We start from the raw sequence: 16,223 nt of genomic DNA on the forward strand, positions 1-16,223 counted from the left end.
ATGCGAAATCTTATGAGCATAACAATTTCGATCATATGTGCTCTTGCGCTCTTAGCCTGCAAGAAATCAGATGGTGATCCTGCGCCAACAAATGTTGCCCCTACCAACCTGGTAATACAGAGCACTGTATCCATGGATGGCAGCGGTAAAGTAGATTTCAAATCCACGGCCAATAATGCCACAAGCTATCAGTACGATCTTGGTGATGGAGAAAGCCTGGTGTCAACAAACGGCATCGCTTCCTATATATACAAAAAAGCAGGAACCAATACTTATGTTGTAACGGTTAAGGCAAGTAATGCCAGCGGGCAGAGCACTTCTAAATCAGTGCAGGTATCGGTAACAGTGGCGGGCGCTGCTGAACCCCAACTGCTATGGTCAGACGAATTTAATACCAATGGTGCACCCGATCCCGCTAAATGGGGTTATGATATAGGGAGGGGCGACAATGGCTGGGGAAATGCAGAGTTGCAGTATTATACCAACCGTGCGGAAAATGTTTCGGTGCAGGATGGCAAGCTAAAGATCACAGCCAAAAAAGAAAACTATAGCGGTGCTGCCTATACCTCAGCGAGGTTGCTGACAAAGGGCAAATACAGTATGAAGTATGGCCGCGTAGAGATCAGTGCAAAGATGCCGGAAGGTGTTGGAACATGGCCAGCGCTCTGGATGCTGGGCGCCAATATTGAAACGGTGAGCTGGCCCAACTGCGGTGAGATAGATATTATGGAACATCTCGGGCGTGACCTGAATAAGATCTATGCTACCCTTCATTACCCGGGAAGATCCGGTGGTAACGCCGATGGCAATACAAGAACAATTGCCAATGCCACCACTGAATTCCATAAGTATACACTGGTGTGGAACTCAAGTATCATCCAGATGCTTGTAGACGACCAGCCGATCCATACGGTAAACAACAGTTCTTCCATTCCTTTCAATCATAATTTCTTCTTCATTATGAATATTGCGATGGGCGGTAATTTTCCCGGCCCGGTTGATCCTGCATTTACCAGTGCGAGCATGGAGGTGGATTATATTAGAGTCTATGATAGGTAAGAGGTAAGAAGTAAGATTTGAGGTAAGAGGTAAGATTTGGGGAGAAAACGCCTTTGGAGCAATGAAGAGCTTCAGAGGCGTTTTGTTTTGGGGTTGCTGGAAATGGGAAGGAAGAAGTAAATTTAATTATGAGAAAAGGATTCAAGGGTGTTGTGCCAAAAACGGTGGATGAGTACCTGGAATTGCAGGAACCAGAAATCAGAAGCGCCCTGGAAAAACTGCGTAAAACAATACGATCTGCTGCACCTCAGGCAGAGGAAATAATCAGTTACCAGATCCCCAGTTATAAATACAATGGAGCGCTGGTTCACTTCGCAGCCTTTAAAGATCACTGCTCCTTTTTTGTTGTGAACAAACAGCTACTCAAAGACTTCGAAAAAGAATTGCAACCTTATAAAACCTCAGGAACTACTATTCACTTCACACCAGAAAATCCTTTGCCAGCAGCTGTAGTTAAGGAGATCGTGAAAAAAAGAGTTATTCAAAACAAGAGCCGATTATGAAACCATACGTTATTTGTCACATGCTTGGGTCAGTAGATGGAAAGATCAAACAGGATATCTGGGGATTCAAAGACCATCATAAATATTTTGAAGAGCCAGCGGCAAAAATAAAGGCCGATGCCTGGCTGGTGGGACGCGTTACGATGCAGGAATTTTCAAGCAAGAAAATTCCCGCGAAGAAGAGCGTGAGTAGCCGCATCCCTAAAGTTGATTTTGTTGCCAAACAACCGGCTAAGAAATTTGCTGTGGTGATTGATCCTTCCGGCAAATGCTATTGGGATACTAATATGGTTTCAACAGAACATGTAATTGAAGTGCTCACCGAAAAGGTTTCATCCGCTTACCTGGCTCACCTGCAGGAGAAAAATGTTTCCTATATTTTTGGCGGCAAGGCGGAACTGGATCTGAAACTTGTTTTAGAAAAACTCAATAAACTTTTTGGTATAAAGACCGTTCGCATTGATGGAGGCGGCCATGTGAATGGATCATTCCTGAAAGCCGGACTGATAGACGAATTCAGCCTCGTGCTGGCGCCCGTTGCAGATGGCACCATCGGCGCGCTTACCGTATTTGAAGCAGAGAAAGGTTATGGAAAACGAAAGGCAACCATCTTCACCTTAAAATCAGTAAAGAAGATCTACGATGATTTTTTATGGATCAGGTATGTCGTAGCGAAAGGGAAAAAACTGTAAAGCTCTCTGCGCTTTAAAAGGAAAAACAGTCTGTAGTGTTCTTTCGCAGGATCATATCAATTTCTGATGCTGTTACTCCCGCTTTTTGCAGCGCCGGGAGTAGTTTTGTAAACAGGGTGTTATAAGGGATACTATTACCATTGCCGAAAAGTTCCAGTTTATTATAGGAACCATTCTCCGGAACCGCCCATCCATCATCATGAGAAATCAATAATCGATTCAGCAGGTTTCTTTTTTTAAGGAACAGGATCATACTTGCATATTGCTCCCATGATTTTTCACTTACCCCATCCAGACTGATCCATACACCTTCTTTGGCCAGCATCGCCCTTTCTTCATCGGTACCATTTTGTGCATGCACCCAGATAAGTTTTTCCGGTTTCCAGTTTGATCTCTTTAGTTGCTCAAATGCAGAGATGGCTGCCTGTCCACTCCCAGAGTGAATGGCTATGGGCAGTAAAGATTTCCTGCTTAGCATAATAGCCGCGGACAGCATTTTTGCTTCAATTGAATCAAGAGCAGAACTGCCGGCACCGAGTTTTATAAAGCCCGGCCTGATACCTGTACCCCCGATACCATTGGTCCATTCTGCTTCCCAACGCGTTGCAATACGCTCAGCATTTTCTTTGAAAGCGTAGGGTGGCAGGTACTTTTTATCAACGGCAGAATAGAGTCCGGTATTGGTAACAATATTAAGATTTGAGCGTTCAGAAAGTTTTTTCAGGAGGGCTGGATTTCTTCCGATATAATTGGGCGTGCATTCAATAAGTGTGCTGATACCCTGGCCTTTGAGGCGAAGCAGGTGGGGAAGGATTTTTGCGATCGCAACACTATCATCCCCCGGAACATCCACCACTGTAGCAGCCCCTATGAAATTGGTGACGATATGTTCATGGGCGAGCGTTCTTCCAACAGCGTCGGCTTTAACCTTACCCCTAACCGTCATGATGTATTTCTGCTGCGCAAACAGAGGACAAGCAGATAAGGAGAGCAACAAGAAAATTATTGACCTGGATAACATGCAGATAGTTTGATTGGGAAATGCAACCGCAGATATTTTTGCCAGAGCTAATTTAAGTAACTAAATTCAGAGAAGATCCTGCCCCTCTACTACCCTCCTTTAGTTTCGTTGCCCCCAACATTGTTTCTTTAACCCAAATAACCATATAATGAAACAGTTATTCCTTTGGGGCATGACAGCCATGTTCCTTATTTCCTGCAACAATGAGAAGCCTGCTGCCGAAAACGCAGATGAGTCCACCACCACTACCACTACCACCAATGCTACTAAGATGCCGGCAGAAATTGTAGCGGAGTCAAAGTACATTGATATGGGCAAAAATGCCATCGCTGCGCTATCGGGCGGAGATATTGACGGTTGGATGAAAGATTATGCCGACAATGCGGTGTATGCCTGGAACAATGGAGACAGTATTGTAGGAAAGCCGGCCATCACTGCTTATTGGAAAAAAAGAAGGACAGAAGTGATCGATTCAATCACCTTTCATGATGCCATCTTTCTACCGGTGAGGGTTAACCAACCGCAGAGCATTGAAGCCCCGGGTGTATGGCTGATGAGCTGGTACAGAGTGAATGCAAAATATAAATCAGGCAACAGCATGAGCCAGTGGATCCACACCGATATGCATTTTGATGCCAATGATAAGATCGACCGGGTGATAATGTACCTCGACAGATCGGTGATCAGGACAGCGGAGAAATGATAACATGTAAGAGGTAAGAGGTAAGATTTAAGAGGTAAGATTTAGGGGTAGCATGATGTGAAATGCTGCCCCTTCTCCTGGAGTTGATCTTGCCCAGATCTTACCATCATGGTTTTCAACAACCTTACGGCAGAGTGCAAGTCCGATGCCCGTTCCGTCATATTTATCGCGGGTATGCAGCCGCTGGAACATACCAAATATCTTCTCCTCCTTTTCCTGCTCAAAGCCAATTCCATTGTCGGCGATGGTAATGATGAATGCATTACTGTTTCCCTCCATTCTCTCATATTTTATGGTGATATGCGGGATGACTCCTTCTCTTGAAAACTTAAGTGAATTGATCAGCAGGTTATAAAACAGCTGGTTCATTTGCACGGGCACAGCTTCAATGGTTGGAAGCTCGCTAATATCCAGGACGGCATTCTTTTCATTGATCATCAGCTCGAGATCATCCAATACATTCCGAAGAATATTATTGAGATCAACAGTTTCTTTTTTCACTTCCTTATTGAGGCTGGCGAAGTTCAGCAGGTCTTTTAATGAAGTGCTCATCCTGTCCACCGACTCCTCTATCTTATTAAACCGATGGCGTGAAACATCCTTGAATGAAGAATACTCCGCAGTCTTCACCAGGTCCATGAACATCCGGATCTTCCTGATGGGTTCCTGCAGGTCGTGGCTCGACACATAAGTGAATTCTTCCAATGCTTTATTCTTCTCCTCCAGTTCTGCCGTCCTTTCACTAACCCTTCTTTGCAACTCTTCTTCATTCTCCTGTAATTTCTTTCTTGCAAGCACCTTATCCGTTACATCAAAAGAAAGCGTCATAATGCGGGAGATGCTGCCATCGGGTTCATGAAGCGGCTGGAAAGTAAAATCGGCATAGGCCTTGGAGCTCTCTCCATTCTTCTGCTGGATGATCTCATATTCTTTTCCGAAATAGGGAATGCCTGTCTGCAGCACCTTCTTCAAAAGGATATCGAAGCCCTGGTTACGCGCTTCGGGAAATGCGTCGGTCAAAGGCTTATTCAATAATTCCTCTCTTGTTTTGTTGGATGCGTCGAGGAAACTATCATTCACCAATTCCACCAGCAGGTCATCCCCTTTAATGATACAGATGCCAACCGGTGCCTGCATTACCAGGTTGCGGAAATTTCTTTCGCTTTCTTCAATGGCCCTGCGGGTGGCCATTTCGGGGCGCATGTCTCTCATCACTGCCCCTATGGCAATTGGCTCGCCGGTAACATTATCTTCAATGCGAACGGTATTATTATAGACGGGAAATATTTCGCCTGTCTTCAGGTGCCGCACATTCATCATGCCCGACCATCTCCCCTTCTGAAATACGGATGGCAATACATTGGCCTCCACAAATGCAATGTCCTCCGGCGTATGCAAGGCAGAAATGGGTGTTTCATATACCTGCTGGAGATTATCGAAGCCCAGCATTTCCATTCCAGCCCGGTTGATATAAGAATTCTTCTGGTCATTTTCGAGGATAGACATCAGCTCAATACTATTGTCCACCAGGGCCAGAAGTTTCTGCTGTGTTTCTCTGGCTTTTACTTCAGCGCTAATATCCTGCAATGTGCCGGTAAGGCGGTATGGAATTGCTTCATCATTAAAATAGGCTTTGCCTTTAGCCCTCACCCACCTGGTAATAACGGCCCCTTCCTGATCGGTAATCCTGAATTCAATATCATAGGCTGCCTTCAAATTGGGATCGAGGCTTTCATTCATTTGTTTTACCAATCTGTCGCGATCGCCCGCAAAGATCCTGGCAAATAGTTCATCCCGGGTAAAATGATAATCTTCAGGGAATCCGAAAAGCTGCTGGCTGTTGGCGGAAAAGAAGATGGCATCTGCAAGGAGGTCATGGTCCCATATACCAATACCTGCTGCCTCCAGGGCAATCTGGTAGCGCTCAGCCGAACTGTCAAATGAAGAAATTGGCTCCATATATTAATCTTTCACGCTGAAAACCCGGTAGCTATTATGCTGTTTATAATTTTCCTTAACCATTTCGGGATCGCTCCAGTTGAAGCCAAGCAGGCGTCTCAGTGATTCTTCGAGGGCCCGCATGCTATCGGGCTTGGGAAAATAAAGACTGGCACCTTCCTGGTAGGCCCTTTCCACATACACGGGGTTGCTTGCGGTGGAATACATCACTATGGGAAGGGAAAAGCCTTTTCCCCGGATACTCTTCAGCACGTCAAAACCATTACTGTCGGGGATATTGATATCGAGAAATAAAATGTCTGGTGTTTTCCATGTGTCATCAGTTTGGACCCTGCTGGCAGAAGGCAAATGCAGGAGTTCAACGCTTGGATCAACCATTTCGAGGGCATCCCTGAAAAAAATATAATCATCGATATCATCATCAATGAGCAGGATTCTACGAATGGAGGGATTCAGGGACATGGAACAAAAGTAGAGGTAAGAAGTAAGATATAAAAGGTAAGAGGTAAGATTTTAGAGGTAAGAGGTGAAAAAAAACAGAATGCGCTAATAAGGAGGATTTGGAGCGGAAAAAGCTAAGGGTTAATATTTATCTTAGAAGGAATTTAGAGAACTCATGCTCGATATAGTTATAGAAGCGCGCATTGCAAATATCAGCGAGGCCATGAAAGTAAAGCGGATACTTCCTTTCAGGCTGCGTCGTATGGTGGGACCATTTATTTTCCTTGACCATGCGGGTCCGGTGGCAGAGGTTCCTAAAACATGGTCGTCACTTGATGTGAAACCTCATCCGCATATCGGGTTATCAACGGTGAGCTACCTGTTCAATGGACAGGTAACGCATCGCGATAGCCTTGGAGTAGAGCAGGTGATACGACCCGGGGAAGTGAACTGGATGACTGCCGGTAGTGGCATAGCACATTCGGAACGATTTGAAAATCCGGCTGCTTTGGCGGGAGGGGCATTGGAGATGATCCAGACCTGGGTGGCGTTACCGGAGAAAGATGAGGAATCAGCGCCATCGTTTGCAAACTATAAGCCGGAACAACTTCCGGTGTTCACTGATACGGGAGTGTGGATGCGATTAATAGCCGGCAATGCCTATGGACTAGCGAGTAAAGTGAACACCCATTCTCCCCTATTCTATTTACATGTTGAGCTGGAGCAGGGTGCCCGTTTTGGATTACCTCCTGAGCATGAAGAAAGGGGCATTTATATAGCGAAAGGTGTGCTGGAAATAAATGGCGTAAGCTACCGGGAAGGACAAATGCTGGTGTTCACAAAAGGCGCCGATCCCCTGATAAGGGCCCTAACCAGCAGCACGCTGATGATGATGGGCGGTGAGCCATTGGGAGAGCGGTTTATCTGGTGGAATTTTGTTTCCTCGCGTAAGGAAAGGATTGAGCAGGCCAAGGAGGATTGGAAGCAGGGAAGGATCCTCCTGCCCCCTACTGATAATGAGGAGTTCATTCCATTACCAGATGATAATTCACGTCCGGCGGGCAGTGCGCCGAGGCCGGAGCCTTTATCCTGAGTAATTTCAAAAGAAAAAACCGTACGAGCCAATTATTCGGAAATGAGCCGATTGCCACCGGCTGATGAGCCAATTATTTGAATTGATGAGCCAATTAACCGGGTTATTTTGTCAATGGATTCTTTTCAATTTCAACTTTTGTGATGGAATCTTTGAGCTCGAATTGAGATAGCCAAACCTTATTATATCCGGAAATAGGCGGGGTGCAGCCACATCTTCCCTTTTTATGAAAAATCATCAACCGGGGATCAACCTGGGATCCTCCGGGGATCCTCCGGCATAATTTTAACCGAGGCCCCACCGAGAAGGCACCGGGGCCGCACCAACCTCCCCTATTGGCTCATCGGGCTGGATTGGGGGATAAAAAAATAAAAAAATGGGTTACTGAATCGGGGGTTCGTGCATCAAATATGGCGTTTGTGTATATCATTTGTCTGTTTGTCCAGTTTGATTTGGAAACCCCTGCCCATATCGGTCATTTTTGATGTAGCAGGCCGTTGTCCCAGCTGATTTATTACTAAATTGGTATACAGCAATCAAGACCATCTCCCAAACCGGATACTATGGATGTAGAAATTCTGTCGAGGATACAATTTGCCTTCACCATTTCATTCCATTATATCTACCCGCCGCTTAGTATTGGCCTCGGGCTCATCCTCGTGATCATGGAAGGCATGTACCTCCGCACCGGCCAAAAGATATACGAAGACATGACCCGCTTCTGGATCAAGATCTTTGCCCTCATTTTCGGTCTGGGTGTGGCCACCGGCATCATCATGGAATTTGAATTCGGTACTAACTGGGCCACCTACTCGAGATATGTGGGTGATATTTTCGGCAGCGCCCTCGCAGCCGAAGGGATCTTCGCCTTCGCCCTGGAGAGCGGCTTCTTAGGCATTCTGCTCTTTGGCTGGAACCGCGTGAGTTCAAGAGTGCATTTCTTCTCAACCATCATGGTATTTGTTGGATCGATGTTCAGCGCCGTATGGATTGTTGTGGCTAACAGCTGGCAACAAACGCCGGCAGGTTATCATATTGCAGGGGCGGGACTGGATGCTCGTGCCGAGATCACTGATTTCTGGGAAATGGTGTTTAATCCCTCCAGCATGGAAAGGCTATGGCATGTGTGGATCGGCGCTTTCCTCGCAGGGGCATTCCTGGTATTGAGCGTGAATGCATGGTATATCTTGAAAGGTAAATTCCTGGAAATAGCAAAGCCATCTTTTAAGATCGCATTGGCAGTAGCTACGGTATTCTCGTTGCTGCAACTGATGGCAGGTCATGCGAGCTCAGAAGTAGTTGCAGAACACCAGCCCGCAAAACTGGCGGCCCTGGAAGGGCATTACGATAGCAGCGCCAGAGGCGATATGTACCTGCTGGGATGGGTTGATCAGAAAACACAGAAAACAACGGGGATCAAAATACCGGGGGGACTCTCCTTTTTACTCTACCAGGATTTCAATAAGCCGGTAACGGGACTCAATGCCTTTGCCCCCGAAGACAGGCCATCACAGGTGAATGCGGTATTCCAGTTTTATCATATCATGGTGGCCATCGGGATGATGCTGATCGTTCTCAGCGTTTATGCCTCCTGGTTATGGATGCGCGGCAAACTGTTTGACAGCAGATGGCTGATGCTGGTTTTTGTGTGGGCGGTATTATTACCACAGGTTGCCAACCAGGCCGGATGGTTTGCCGCCGAGATGGGCCGCCAGCCATGGGTGGTATATGGACTGCTGAGAACATCCGACGCATTATCGAAATCGGTGAGGGCAGAGCAGGTGCTGTTTTCACTGGTTTTGTTCACCCTCGTATATGCCACCCTGTTTGTCTTGTTTTTGTATCTGCTGAATAAAAAAATAAAACATGGGCCGGTTATGCATACATCTGCTGCAGAAGAGGATACAGAACATTTCGGCGTACGTGAAAACCCGATGCTGCGCGGCGGCAAAACTTAAAAATAATGGAGATGTTTTTGGGAATCGATTATAATACATGGTGGTTTCTGGTATTCGGCGCTGTTATCAGCGGCTATGCCATACTGGATGGATTTGACCTTGGCGCAGGGGCGCTGCATCTATTCCTGAAAAAGGAGAACAGCAGGCGTATTGCACTCAACGCTATCGGTCCGGTTTGGGATGGCAATGAAGTATGGCTGGTAATTGCCGGCGGCGCATTGTTCGCCGGGTTTCCAGTTGCCTATGCGGCAGTGTTCTCAGCTTTTTATGTGCCGGTGATGATCTTCCTGGTTGGATTAATCTGGCGGGCCGTGGCTATTGAGTTCAGGAGTAAGGAGCCCGGCAGGATCTGGCGGCTCACCTGGGATATTATCTATTCCTTTGCCTGCATCGTGGTGACCTTATCACTCGGACTAATGCTGGGAAATGTTGCGATGGGTATTCCCCTCAATGAGAATAAAGAATTCACGGGTGAGTTCCTGTCGTTTATCAATCCCTTCTCCGTGCTGGTGGCCATCACCACACTGGCCTTGTTCATGATGCATGGCGCTATATACCTGGCCATGAAAACAGAGAACAGACTCTATACCAAGCTAACCATCCTTGCCAAGAATTTCAATGTGTTTTTCCTGGTGGCATTTGGGGTCACCACCTTGTATACCCTTCTGTATATTCCTCACCTGAGTAATACATTCAGGAGCAGTCCGCAGTATTTTATCTTCCCCGTATTGATGTTTCTTGCCATTGCCAATATACCGCGGCAACTGAAGAAGGGAAACTACCGCTTTGCCTTTTTGAGTTCGGCCATCACCATTGCGAGTTTACTGATCACGATAGCGATGGAAGTATTTCCCAATCTTGTTTATGCGAGCAATGATGCCGCAAATAGTATTACCATTCACAATGGAGCATCATCCACCAAAACCATGCGGATACTACTTACCATTGCACTGATCGGTACACCGCTGGTAGCCATCTATACCAGTTTTGTATTCTGGACATTCAAGGGCAAGGTTAAGCTGGATGAGATGAGTTATTGATTCTCCTCCTCTTTAATGGACAGATCATACAAATGAGCAGCAGCCTCCGCCTCTCCTGTATTGCCATCGGGGTCGGGAATTACGGCTATCTGTTTACCGATAACTGTTCCCATATAAGCTTTGATACTGTCGGGGAAAGGTTGCTTGGGCGTGCTCTGCGAAAAGAAGAACCAAACTCTTTTCTTACCACGAAGTGAATCAATATCACGCAAGATAGGTTCTACAGATGGGTGTGATCGTCCTGCAACGTATTCGGTTATACCTTCACGTGGACCATAGAAACGGAGGGCATACCGGCTCTTGAAATAAACATAGAGAACATCGCCTGGCTGCCATTGTTTTTTCAGTTCCCGCAATATTGGCTGCGCCGATTGTCCATTATAAGGTGGCCGGAGCAGTGGAACTGCCAGTTTGGTAATTGCCAGTGGAAAAGCAATGAGAGCGGCAATTATTCCCACTACCACAGGTCTGAATATCTGTGGTCGCCATTCGCCCAAAGCATTTATTCCTGCCATGCCGCTGATAAAAATCGGCCATGTGGCGTAAAGTGAGACACGGTTATCAAAAGGAAGCACACGGAGTATGGAAAGCAGCAGTGCGGTGATGAGCGGGATAAATAATAATAGAGTAGCGATGCCGTATTTTTTGCTGCAATAAATTATTCCGGGTATAGATAATAGCATCAGCGCCCAGGCAATATAGGATGTAAAAGGAATGATGTCGGCAGCCCACCATGCCAGTGAAAAGGAAAGCTCTTTATGGATCTTGGTGGGGAACCATTTGAGTAATTCCCATACATTGTGAAGTGGTGCAAAGCCACGGCTCCAGTATTCACTCATTGCCTCCTGAACATCAGTGCTGATAACCAATTTTGCATAGAGTGTAACGAGCAGGCAGGCAAAAGCCCATGGTATTACTACTGCAAAGAATCGCGATAATGCAATGGGTGATTTTTTCTGGAGTATGCGAATGAAAACGATGAGCATGGCCATTGGCGCCATCACAACTGCCGGCATGGAGCAGAGGATTAATATGGGTCCGCCAATTGCCATCACCCAGAGCCTTCTTTTATCGGGGACCTTGTAAATCAACTGATGTGCGGTCCAAACGATGAATACCGCTGCTGTGAGATCGCCGGCATATTGTTTTGATTCACCGCTATAAAATACCATTGCGATGCTTAACGCGAAAAGAGCGAAAGCGCCTATGCCCGGAACGCCCGTAGTAAATGTTTTGCAGAGGGAGCGGTAAAATAGGAGTCCGGCCAGTGAAAACAAAAAAGGGAAAAAACGAAAGGCGTGATCGTTTTCGCCGATTATCAGTGTAGCTATTTTCTGCAGGTAAAGAAATCCGGGTGGTGCAACCTGGTTAAAGCCGAGTGATTCTGTAGCAAGTTGGTAGAAGTTGCGTTCCATCACATTGAAGGCGGCGGCCAGTTCATCGAGCCACATGGAGGATCGACCGAAAAAATGAATGGCGCGCAAAGTGATCGCCAGCAGCAGAACTAGTGAGATCCATGTTTCCTGTTTGCGGAAAATTGATTTTAGCGCAGTCATAATAGCTGATGTTATTTAGTATTATGAAGCCATGCCACCACCTGTTCGGGATGGTGGGGCTGGCCTATGATATCCTTGTAGAGATCGGGGCGGCGCGCATTGATGTAGCGGTGACCACCGGCGAGTGTAAGTTTATCGGCAGTGATGGTTGCGATGCAATAACTATCCTCAAAAGTTCGGCACTCGGCGATGATATCGCCATAGGGGTCGAGTATCATAGAGCAGCCGTTCTTGAGCTGGTCGTCGTCCATCCCGATAGGATTTGAGAACACTGCATAGATCGCATTGTCGTAAGCCCTTGCAGGAAGCCATTTCATGAGCCATGCCCTTCCTTTCATGCCATCAAATTCAAGCCGGAGTGAGGTGGGATCAGCCTCCCTGTTCTTCCAGAGCTGCGGATCCACGAAACCCGCACCGGGCCGGGAAGATGGAGTACACATGGTAACATGTGGCATGAAAATAATTTCGGCGCCCAGCAGTTTTGTGGCTCTTACATTTTCAATGATATTATTATCGTAGCAAATCAGAATGCCGCATTTCCATCCCTTGATCTCAAAAATACAGTAGGCATCACCGGGAGTAAGATGAGGATTAATGAAAGGATGCAGCTTCCTGAATTTTGCGACGAGTCCGCCCTTGTCAACACATACATAGGTTTTGAAAAGATTATCTGTTGAATCCTTTTCAAAGAGTCCGGCGAGTATGATGATATTATGCCTGCCGGCAATTTCCTGAAGTCTTTTGATACTGCTCCCCTCCGGAACCAGTTCGGCGAGATCGAGCATCTGTTCTTTGGAAAGATGGCGCGCAAAAGTATAGCCGGTGATGGAGCATTCGTGGAAGGCGATAACGTCAGCACCTGCTGCCGCGGCAGAAGCGGATAGGTTATCGATCACCGTTAGGTTATAGTCTTTGTTATTGCTTTGGTGTTCAAACTGGGCGGATGCTATTTTGAGGTTGTTTTGCATAATGGTTGAAGAAGTGGTTTTCAATAGTCGTTTTATCCTTTGATGATTGATCTTAGAAAATGTTGAACAGCTTCTGATCTGCCGATAGGTTCAAGCAGGAAAATAAAGAGGTTAACTGCTAGCGCCAGGTAAGTAGCAGGATGCCTGAGTTTGCCATATTTCCAGGCTCCCAGCAACAGCATTCCGATGATCATGAACTGGGCGATATAGATAGGCGTCATGATATTGATGTTGGGCCAGTCGCTACGATTTATTCCCACATAAACATTTTGTACACCTCGTCCGAGGGCGGGCATCATGATCAGGAATACCGTCGAGATCAGCCACCAGGCATGGTTCTCGATTTGCTTGCGATGAATGATGCTCTTAATAATGGCGAACCCGAATGCCGACATCATTACAATTTCAACTGCTGCAACGCCAAAGAAGAACCATGGCTGGAAGGGGCCGAAACGTGCAGGATCTTTCATGATTAGATCGGTAGTAGCGATATCGCGGTGCATCATTCCAAGTGCGGTAAGGCAAACACCACCGGCGAGAAACATGCCTATGATCCCGTTGGTGCGATGCCTTGGCATCTGGCCATGGGTGGCAAAATAAGGCTGGATGATCAGGTAGATATACCAGATGGTTCCTGTCCAGTAATGAATATGAACGGCCCATGCATTTTCAGTAAAATCGCCCCAGTAGTCGCGGTATATCCCAAGCTGCATAAAGATCATGGGGATGACCATCCACTTATGAAGTGATTTGTATTTAAGCATGGTTATACAATTGCGAGGATTTAATGGGATTACTAAAGTTAACTATTCGTCTTTGAAAAGCGTTGTTACTTCAATACGGTTATGGTCAGGGTCGAGGGTTTCGAATTCGTAATAACCATCGCCGGTTTTACGTGGACCGCTAAGAATAGGGAATCCATTCTCCTTTAACTCCCGTGCTTTCTGGTCAACGGCTTCCATGGTATCAACGCCGAAGGCGAGGTGGATGATACCCTGGTGTTGGGCCTCAACGCGGTCGTTGAGATTCTGTGGGATAGAGGGCTTGCTCATCAGTTCAAGTCGCGCACCCGAGGGAAAGCTGATGAAATAAGATCGGAAATCTTTATCAGGATTGAAGTACTGGTTGTTTGAACTGCCTTCAAAATAGGTGCAGTAAAATTCGCGGAGAGCTTCCAGGTTGTTGGTCCAGATAGCTACATGTTCTAGGGTCATTAGGTGCGGGTTTTATTCCTTCTATTTATTTGTTGCGGTATTTGTGCCCATTATAATTGTGTTCTGGTCGTGGGTCATCAGCCATTTACCGTTGATCTTTGCAACAACGTAAAGTTTCATGTGCCTTTCATTTATATGCTTTACACCCGGTGGATTCTCGTAGTTATCTATTGTGTGTACTACATCTGCAACAGCAACATCGGGATGAACAAAACGAATATCCATTGATTCTACTTTCATGGTAACACCTTTGAGAAATGTTTTATGTACCGCAATTACTTCTGCAAGCACTTCATCGATTCCCTTTTTTATACCGCCTCCCGGATGTATATGGATCCAATCATTGGCTGCGTATTGCCGGGCATTTTTGAAAGTGCCATCATTAAAATCATCCTGGAACATTATAATCACTTTCTTTACTGCTTCTTTGTCCGCCGGCGTTTGTGCATACACGAGATTCACAACAATCAACATGATCAATAGCAGGATCTTCGGTTTCATAACCAATGTATTTAGAATCAGTTTAGGCTCAGAGCTCTAACATAAATTAGCCTTTTTTAAGGTTTTCAATGGCACTAATTACTTCTTCTGGAGTTAAAACCGGTAATGCGCTATTTTTATAATCTTTTACATTTCTTGTTACAATAACATCTATCCTTTTACTTATTAAAGCAGTTTGATATTGAATTGCGTCTTCAAAATCTTTGAAGTCACTCAATAGTGAATGAGAAATGACCTGTTTTGTAACATCTAATGTTTCCGTTAAAGCTTCAAGATCCCTTAAAATAGAGATGATCTCTTTATGCGAGGAATTTCTTCTAATAATAAAGTAGATATTGGAATAGGATAATGCGGAAATAAATAATTTAAGTTTACCAGTCTCAGCTAAATGAAAAACTCTCGCAGCGGCATCTGAAAAAGGTTGCCTATTGGCAAGGACATCAATTATTACGTTGGTGTCCAGAAAAAGATTTTTCATTTGCTGAATTTCTCATTTATACTTCCCTGTAATGCGTCCTTATAATTGAAATCCTTAGGTAATTTTACTGAACCGACCAATCTTTTAACCCGAGGCGATAATTTTTCTTTACCGCCCTCTTTGCTTGATAATGTTTTTAAATAATTCTCTACCAAATCAGACAAACTCCTTCCTTTTTTCTGCGCATACACTTTAGCTGATTTAATTACCTCTTCCTCAATTGTCAATGTTAACTTTGTAGTCATACACGTGTCTTTAAGCAAATAAATATACGTATTATATTTTATTTCGTCGGGTAGCCGGGAATATTGAGGCCCAGTACCAGGTTACGCTCTCCAACCAAAAGTTCGTCTTTCTTTTTTAATTCCAATATACCACTTCCCGCACGTTTGCTTAGTCTGTCACGGTGCCGCTGGGTAAGTAATTTATCGTCATCAAAAACAAAGTCATCGATCCAATATTCGGCGATATCATTGGGTTCTTTAACGGTAACATGGATATGCGCAGGCTCTGTTGCGTTAGGGTATGATCCGGGTCGGATGGTATAGATGGAATACCTGCCATCGCTTCCCGTTTTAACCCAGCCACGGATATAGCCATGCGTTTGTCCACGATCGTTAGGAGGCATGCTTCTTTTCTCTTCTGGTTTGTGCAGGTATCGCCCTTCTGTATTGGTCTGGTAGTAATAAAGCAATACACCGGGGGCGGGGGTCTTCGCATCTGATTGGTAAACGATACCGGTGACAAGAAGTTTCTGTCCGGATAACGTGAACCCCGGACTGGTATCTGTTGAACTGATATTTCGGGGGATGTTGTAGTAAGTGAATTCACGATTCTCGAATGGTCCGCCTACATCAGCCTTTGACTGTACTAGCCGGGATGATGAACTATCCTTTTTTTCCTGTCCCCGGCAACTGCTGAAACACGCAAGTACAAGGCAGCATAATGTTATTAGGTAAGGTAGTTTCATATGATAACTTCCATATCCTAAGTTATCGAAATTTCAAGCTAAGAGAAAGCTAATGTTTGATGGGTAA

18 protein-coding genes are annotated in these 16,223 nt (G+C 45.6%); 7 read left to right on the forward strand and 11 right to left on the reverse strand.

The annotated features are described in order from the left end of the window. The 3 genes from V6M43_RS12230 (at window position 1) to V6M43_RS12240 (ending at window position 2,254) form a co-directional block, all read left to right on the forward strand. Complete coding sequence (locus V6M43_RS12230; protein WP_332735627.1) at window positions 1-1,059, forward strand: family 16 glycosylhydrolase; 1,059 nt, start codon at window positions 1-3, stop codon at window positions 1,057-1,059. A gap of 128 nt (window positions 1,060-1,187) precedes the next feature. Beyond that, complete coding sequence (locus tag V6M43_RS12235; RefSeq protein ID WP_332735629.1) at window positions 1,188-1,562, forward strand: iron chaperone; 375 nt, start codon at window positions 1,188-1,190, stop codon at window positions 1,560-1,562. Beyond that, a complete protein-coding gene (locus tag V6M43_RS12240; RefSeq protein ID WP_332735630.1) occupies window positions 1,559-2,254 on the forward strand; it encodes a RibD family protein in 696 nt (231 codons plus the stop codon). The genes V6M43_RS12235 and V6M43_RS12240 overlap by 4 nt, the downstream gene beginning before the upstream one ends. 13 nt (window positions 2,255-2,267) lie before the next feature. On the opposite strand, the gene V6M43_RS12245 is transcribed toward V6M43_RS12240, so the two are convergent. Next, a complete protein-coding gene (locus V6M43_RS12245; protein ID WP_332735632.1) occupies window positions 2,268-3,275 on the reverse strand; it encodes a hypothetical protein in 1,008 nt (335 codons plus the stop codon). 148 nt (window positions 3,276-3,423) lie between these two features. Here V6M43_RS12245 and V6M43_RS12250 point away from each other — a divergent pair, with 148 nt between their 5' ends. Beyond that, a complete protein-coding gene (locus tag V6M43_RS12250; RefSeq protein ID WP_332735634.1) occupies window positions 3,424-3,978 on the forward strand; it encodes a nuclear transport factor 2 family protein in 555 nt (184 codons plus the stop codon). Window positions 3,979-4,005: 27 nt separating this feature from the next. On the opposite strand, the gene V6M43_RS12255 is transcribed toward V6M43_RS12250, so the two are convergent. Both V6M43_RS12255 and V6M43_RS12260 read right to left on the reverse strand, forming a co-directional pair. Then, window positions 4,006-5,937: a sensor histidine kinase gene (locus V6M43_RS12255; protein ID WP_332735636.1), complete on the reverse strand. Its 1,932-nt coding sequence runs from the start codon at window positions 5,935-5,937 to the stop codon at window positions 4,006-4,008. A 3-nt stretch (window positions 5,938-5,940) separates the two neighbouring features. Beyond that, window positions 5,941-6,399: a response regulator gene (locus V6M43_RS12260; protein WP_332735638.1), complete on the reverse strand. Its 459-nt coding sequence runs from the start codon at window positions 6,397-6,399 to the stop codon at window positions 5,941-5,943. Between the two features lie 154 nt (window positions 6,400-6,553). On the opposite strand from V6M43_RS12260, the gene V6M43_RS12265 reads away from it, so the two are divergent. The 3 genes from V6M43_RS12265 to cydB all read left to right on the forward strand — a co-directional run bounded on the left by V6M43_RS12265 (window position 6,554) and on the right by cydB (window position 10,469). Further along, a complete protein-coding gene (locus V6M43_RS12265; protein WP_332735640.1) occupies window positions 6,554-7,471 on the forward strand; it encodes a pirin family protein in 918 nt (305 codons plus the stop codon). A gap of 563 nt (window positions 7,472-8,034) precedes the next feature. Next, on the forward strand, window positions 8,035-9,429 hold the full coding sequence (locus tag V6M43_RS12270; protein WP_332735642.1) for a cytochrome ubiquinol oxidase subunit I: 1,395 nt from the start codon (window positions 8,035-8,037) through the stop codon (window positions 9,427-9,429). 5 nt (window positions 9,430-9,434) lie between these two features. Then, entirely contained in the window at window positions 9,435-10,469 is a 1,035-nt protein-coding gene (gene cydB / locus V6M43_RS12275; protein WP_332735644.1) for a cytochrome d ubiquinol oxidase subunit II, read from the forward strand. On the opposite strand, the gene V6M43_RS12280 is transcribed toward cydB, so the two are convergent. Genes V6M43_RS12280 through V6M43_RS12315 form a run of 8 tightly spaced genes read right to left on the reverse strand, consistent with a single transcriptional unit; the run spans window position 10,463 to window position 16,156 of the window. Next, entirely contained in the window at window positions 10,463-12,025 is a 1,563-nt protein-coding gene (locus V6M43_RS12280) for an ArnT family glycosyltransferase (RefSeq protein WP_332735646.1), read from the reverse strand. The genes cydB and V6M43_RS12280 overlap by 7 nt on opposite strands. Window positions 12,026-12,036: 11 nt before the next feature. Then, the gene (locus tag V6M43_RS12285; RefSeq protein ID WP_332735648.1) at window positions 12,037-12,993 is read right to left on the reverse strand and encodes a nitrilase family protein; all 957 of its coding nucleotides are present in this window, start codon (window positions 12,991-12,993) and stop codon (window positions 12,037-12,039) included. Between the two features lie 32 nt (window positions 12,994-13,025). Then, complete coding sequence (locus V6M43_RS12290; protein ID WP_332735649.1) at window positions 13,026-13,757, reverse strand: hypothetical protein; 732 nt, start codon at window positions 13,755-13,757, stop codon at window positions 13,026-13,028. A 42-nt stretch (window positions 13,758-13,799) separates the two neighbouring features. Further along, window positions 13,800-14,207 (reverse strand): VOC family protein, encoded by a 408-nt coding sequence (locus V6M43_RS12295; protein WP_332735651.1) that lies wholly within the window; start codon window positions 14,205-14,207, stop codon window positions 13,800-13,802. A gap of 21 nt (window positions 14,208-14,228) precedes the next feature. Beyond that, complete coding sequence (locus V6M43_RS12300) at window positions 14,229-14,708, reverse strand: YybH family protein (RefSeq protein WP_332735653.1); 480 nt, start codon at window positions 14,706-14,708, stop codon at window positions 14,229-14,231. Between the two features lie 46 nt (window positions 14,709-14,754). Then, window positions 14,755-15,186: a type II toxin-antitoxin system VapC family toxin gene (locus tag V6M43_RS12305; RefSeq protein ID WP_332735655.1), complete on the reverse strand. Its 432-nt coding sequence runs from the start codon at window positions 15,184-15,186 to the stop codon at window positions 14,755-14,757. After that, the gene (locus V6M43_RS12310; RefSeq protein ID WP_332735657.1) at window positions 15,183-15,431 is read right to left on the reverse strand and encodes a DUF6364 family protein; all 249 of its coding nucleotides are present in this window, start codon (window positions 15,429-15,431) and stop codon (window positions 15,183-15,185) included. Before V6M43_RS12310 ends, V6M43_RS12305 begins: the two co-directional genes overlap by 4 nt. A 38-nt stretch (window positions 15,432-15,469) precedes the next feature. Further along, the gene (locus V6M43_RS12315; RefSeq protein WP_332735658.1) at window positions 15,470-16,156 is read right to left on the reverse strand and encodes a dioxygenase family protein; all 687 of its coding nucleotides are present in this window, start codon (window positions 16,154-16,156) and stop codon (window positions 15,470-15,472) included. Window positions 16,157-16,223: the final 67 nt, after the last annotated feature.

It is taken from the genome of Flavihumibacter sp., from assembly GCF_036676075.1.
GTDB lineage: Bacteria > Bacteroidota > Bacteroidia > Chitinophagales > Chitinophagaceae > Flavihumibacter.

Excerpts from the sequence above, each read along its gene's own strand:
- V6M43_RS12245 (WP_332735632.1), bottom strand. The coding sequence starts at position 3,275 with ATGTTATCCAGGTCAATAATTTTCTTGTTGCTCTCCTTATCTGCTTGT.
- V6M43_RS12285 (WP_332735648.1), bottom strand. The coding sequence starts at position 12,993 with ATGCAAAACAACCTCAAAATAGCATCCGCCCAGTTTGAACACCAAAGC.
- V6M43_RS12235 (WP_332735629.1), top strand. The coding sequence starts at position 1,188 with ATGAGAAAAGGATTCAAGGGTGTTGTGCCAAAAACGGTGGATGAGTAC.
- V6M43_RS12280 (WP_332735646.1), bottom strand. The coding sequence starts at position 12,025 with ATGACTGCGCTAAAATCAATTTTCCGCAAACAGGAAACATGGATCTCA.
- V6M43_RS12240 (WP_332735630.1), top strand. The coding sequence starts at position 1,559 with ATGAAACCATACGTTATTTGTCACATGCTTGGGTCAGTAGATGGAAAG.
- V6M43_RS12315 (WP_332735658.1), bottom strand. The coding sequence starts at position 16,156 with ATGAAACTACCTTACCTAATAACATTATGCTGCCTTGTACTTGCGTGT.
- V6M43_RS12295 (WP_332735651.1), bottom strand. The coding sequence starts at position 14,207 with ATGACCCTAGAACATGTAGCTATCTGGACCAACAACCTGGAAGCTCTC.
- V6M43_RS12260 (WP_332735638.1), bottom strand. The coding sequence starts at position 6,399 with ATGTCCCTGAATCCCTCCATTCGTAGAATCCTGCTCATTGATGATGAT.
- V6M43_RS12300 (WP_332735653.1), bottom strand. The coding sequence starts at position 14,708 with ATGAAACCGAAGATCCTGCTATTGATCATGTTGATTGTTGTGAATCTC.
- cydB (WP_332735644.1), top strand. The coding sequence starts at position 9,435 with ATGGAGATGTTTTTGGGAATCGATTATAATACATGGTGGTTTCTGGTA.
- V6M43_RS12250 (WP_332735634.1), top strand. The coding sequence starts at position 3,424 with ATGAAACAGTTATTCCTTTGGGGCATGACAGCCATGTTCCTTATTTCC.
- V6M43_RS12290 (WP_332735649.1), bottom strand. The coding sequence starts at position 13,757 with ATGCTTAAATACAAATCACTTCATAAGTGGATGGTCATCCCCATGATC.
- V6M43_RS12265 (WP_332735640.1), top strand. The coding sequence starts at position 6,554 with ATGCTCGATATAGTTATAGAAGCGCGCATTGCAAATATCAGCGAGGCC.
- V6M43_RS12230 (WP_332735627.1), top strand. The coding sequence starts at position 1 with ATGCGAAATCTTATGAGCATAACAATTTCGATCATATGTGCTCTTGCG.
- V6M43_RS12305 (WP_332735655.1), bottom strand. The coding sequence starts at position 15,186 with ATGAAAAATCTTTTTCTGGACACCAACGTAATAATTGATGTCCTTGCC.
- V6M43_RS12255 (WP_332735636.1), bottom strand. The coding sequence starts at position 5,937 with ATGGAGCCAATTTCTTCATTTGACAGTTCGGCTGAGCGCTACCAGATT.
- V6M43_RS12270 (WP_332735642.1), top strand. The coding sequence starts at position 8,035 with ATGGATGTAGAAATTCTGTCGAGGATACAATTTGCCTTCACCATTTCA.
- V6M43_RS12310 (WP_332735657.1), bottom strand. The coding sequence starts at position 15,431 with ATGACTACAAAGTTAACATTGACAATTGAGGAAGAGGTAATTAAATCA.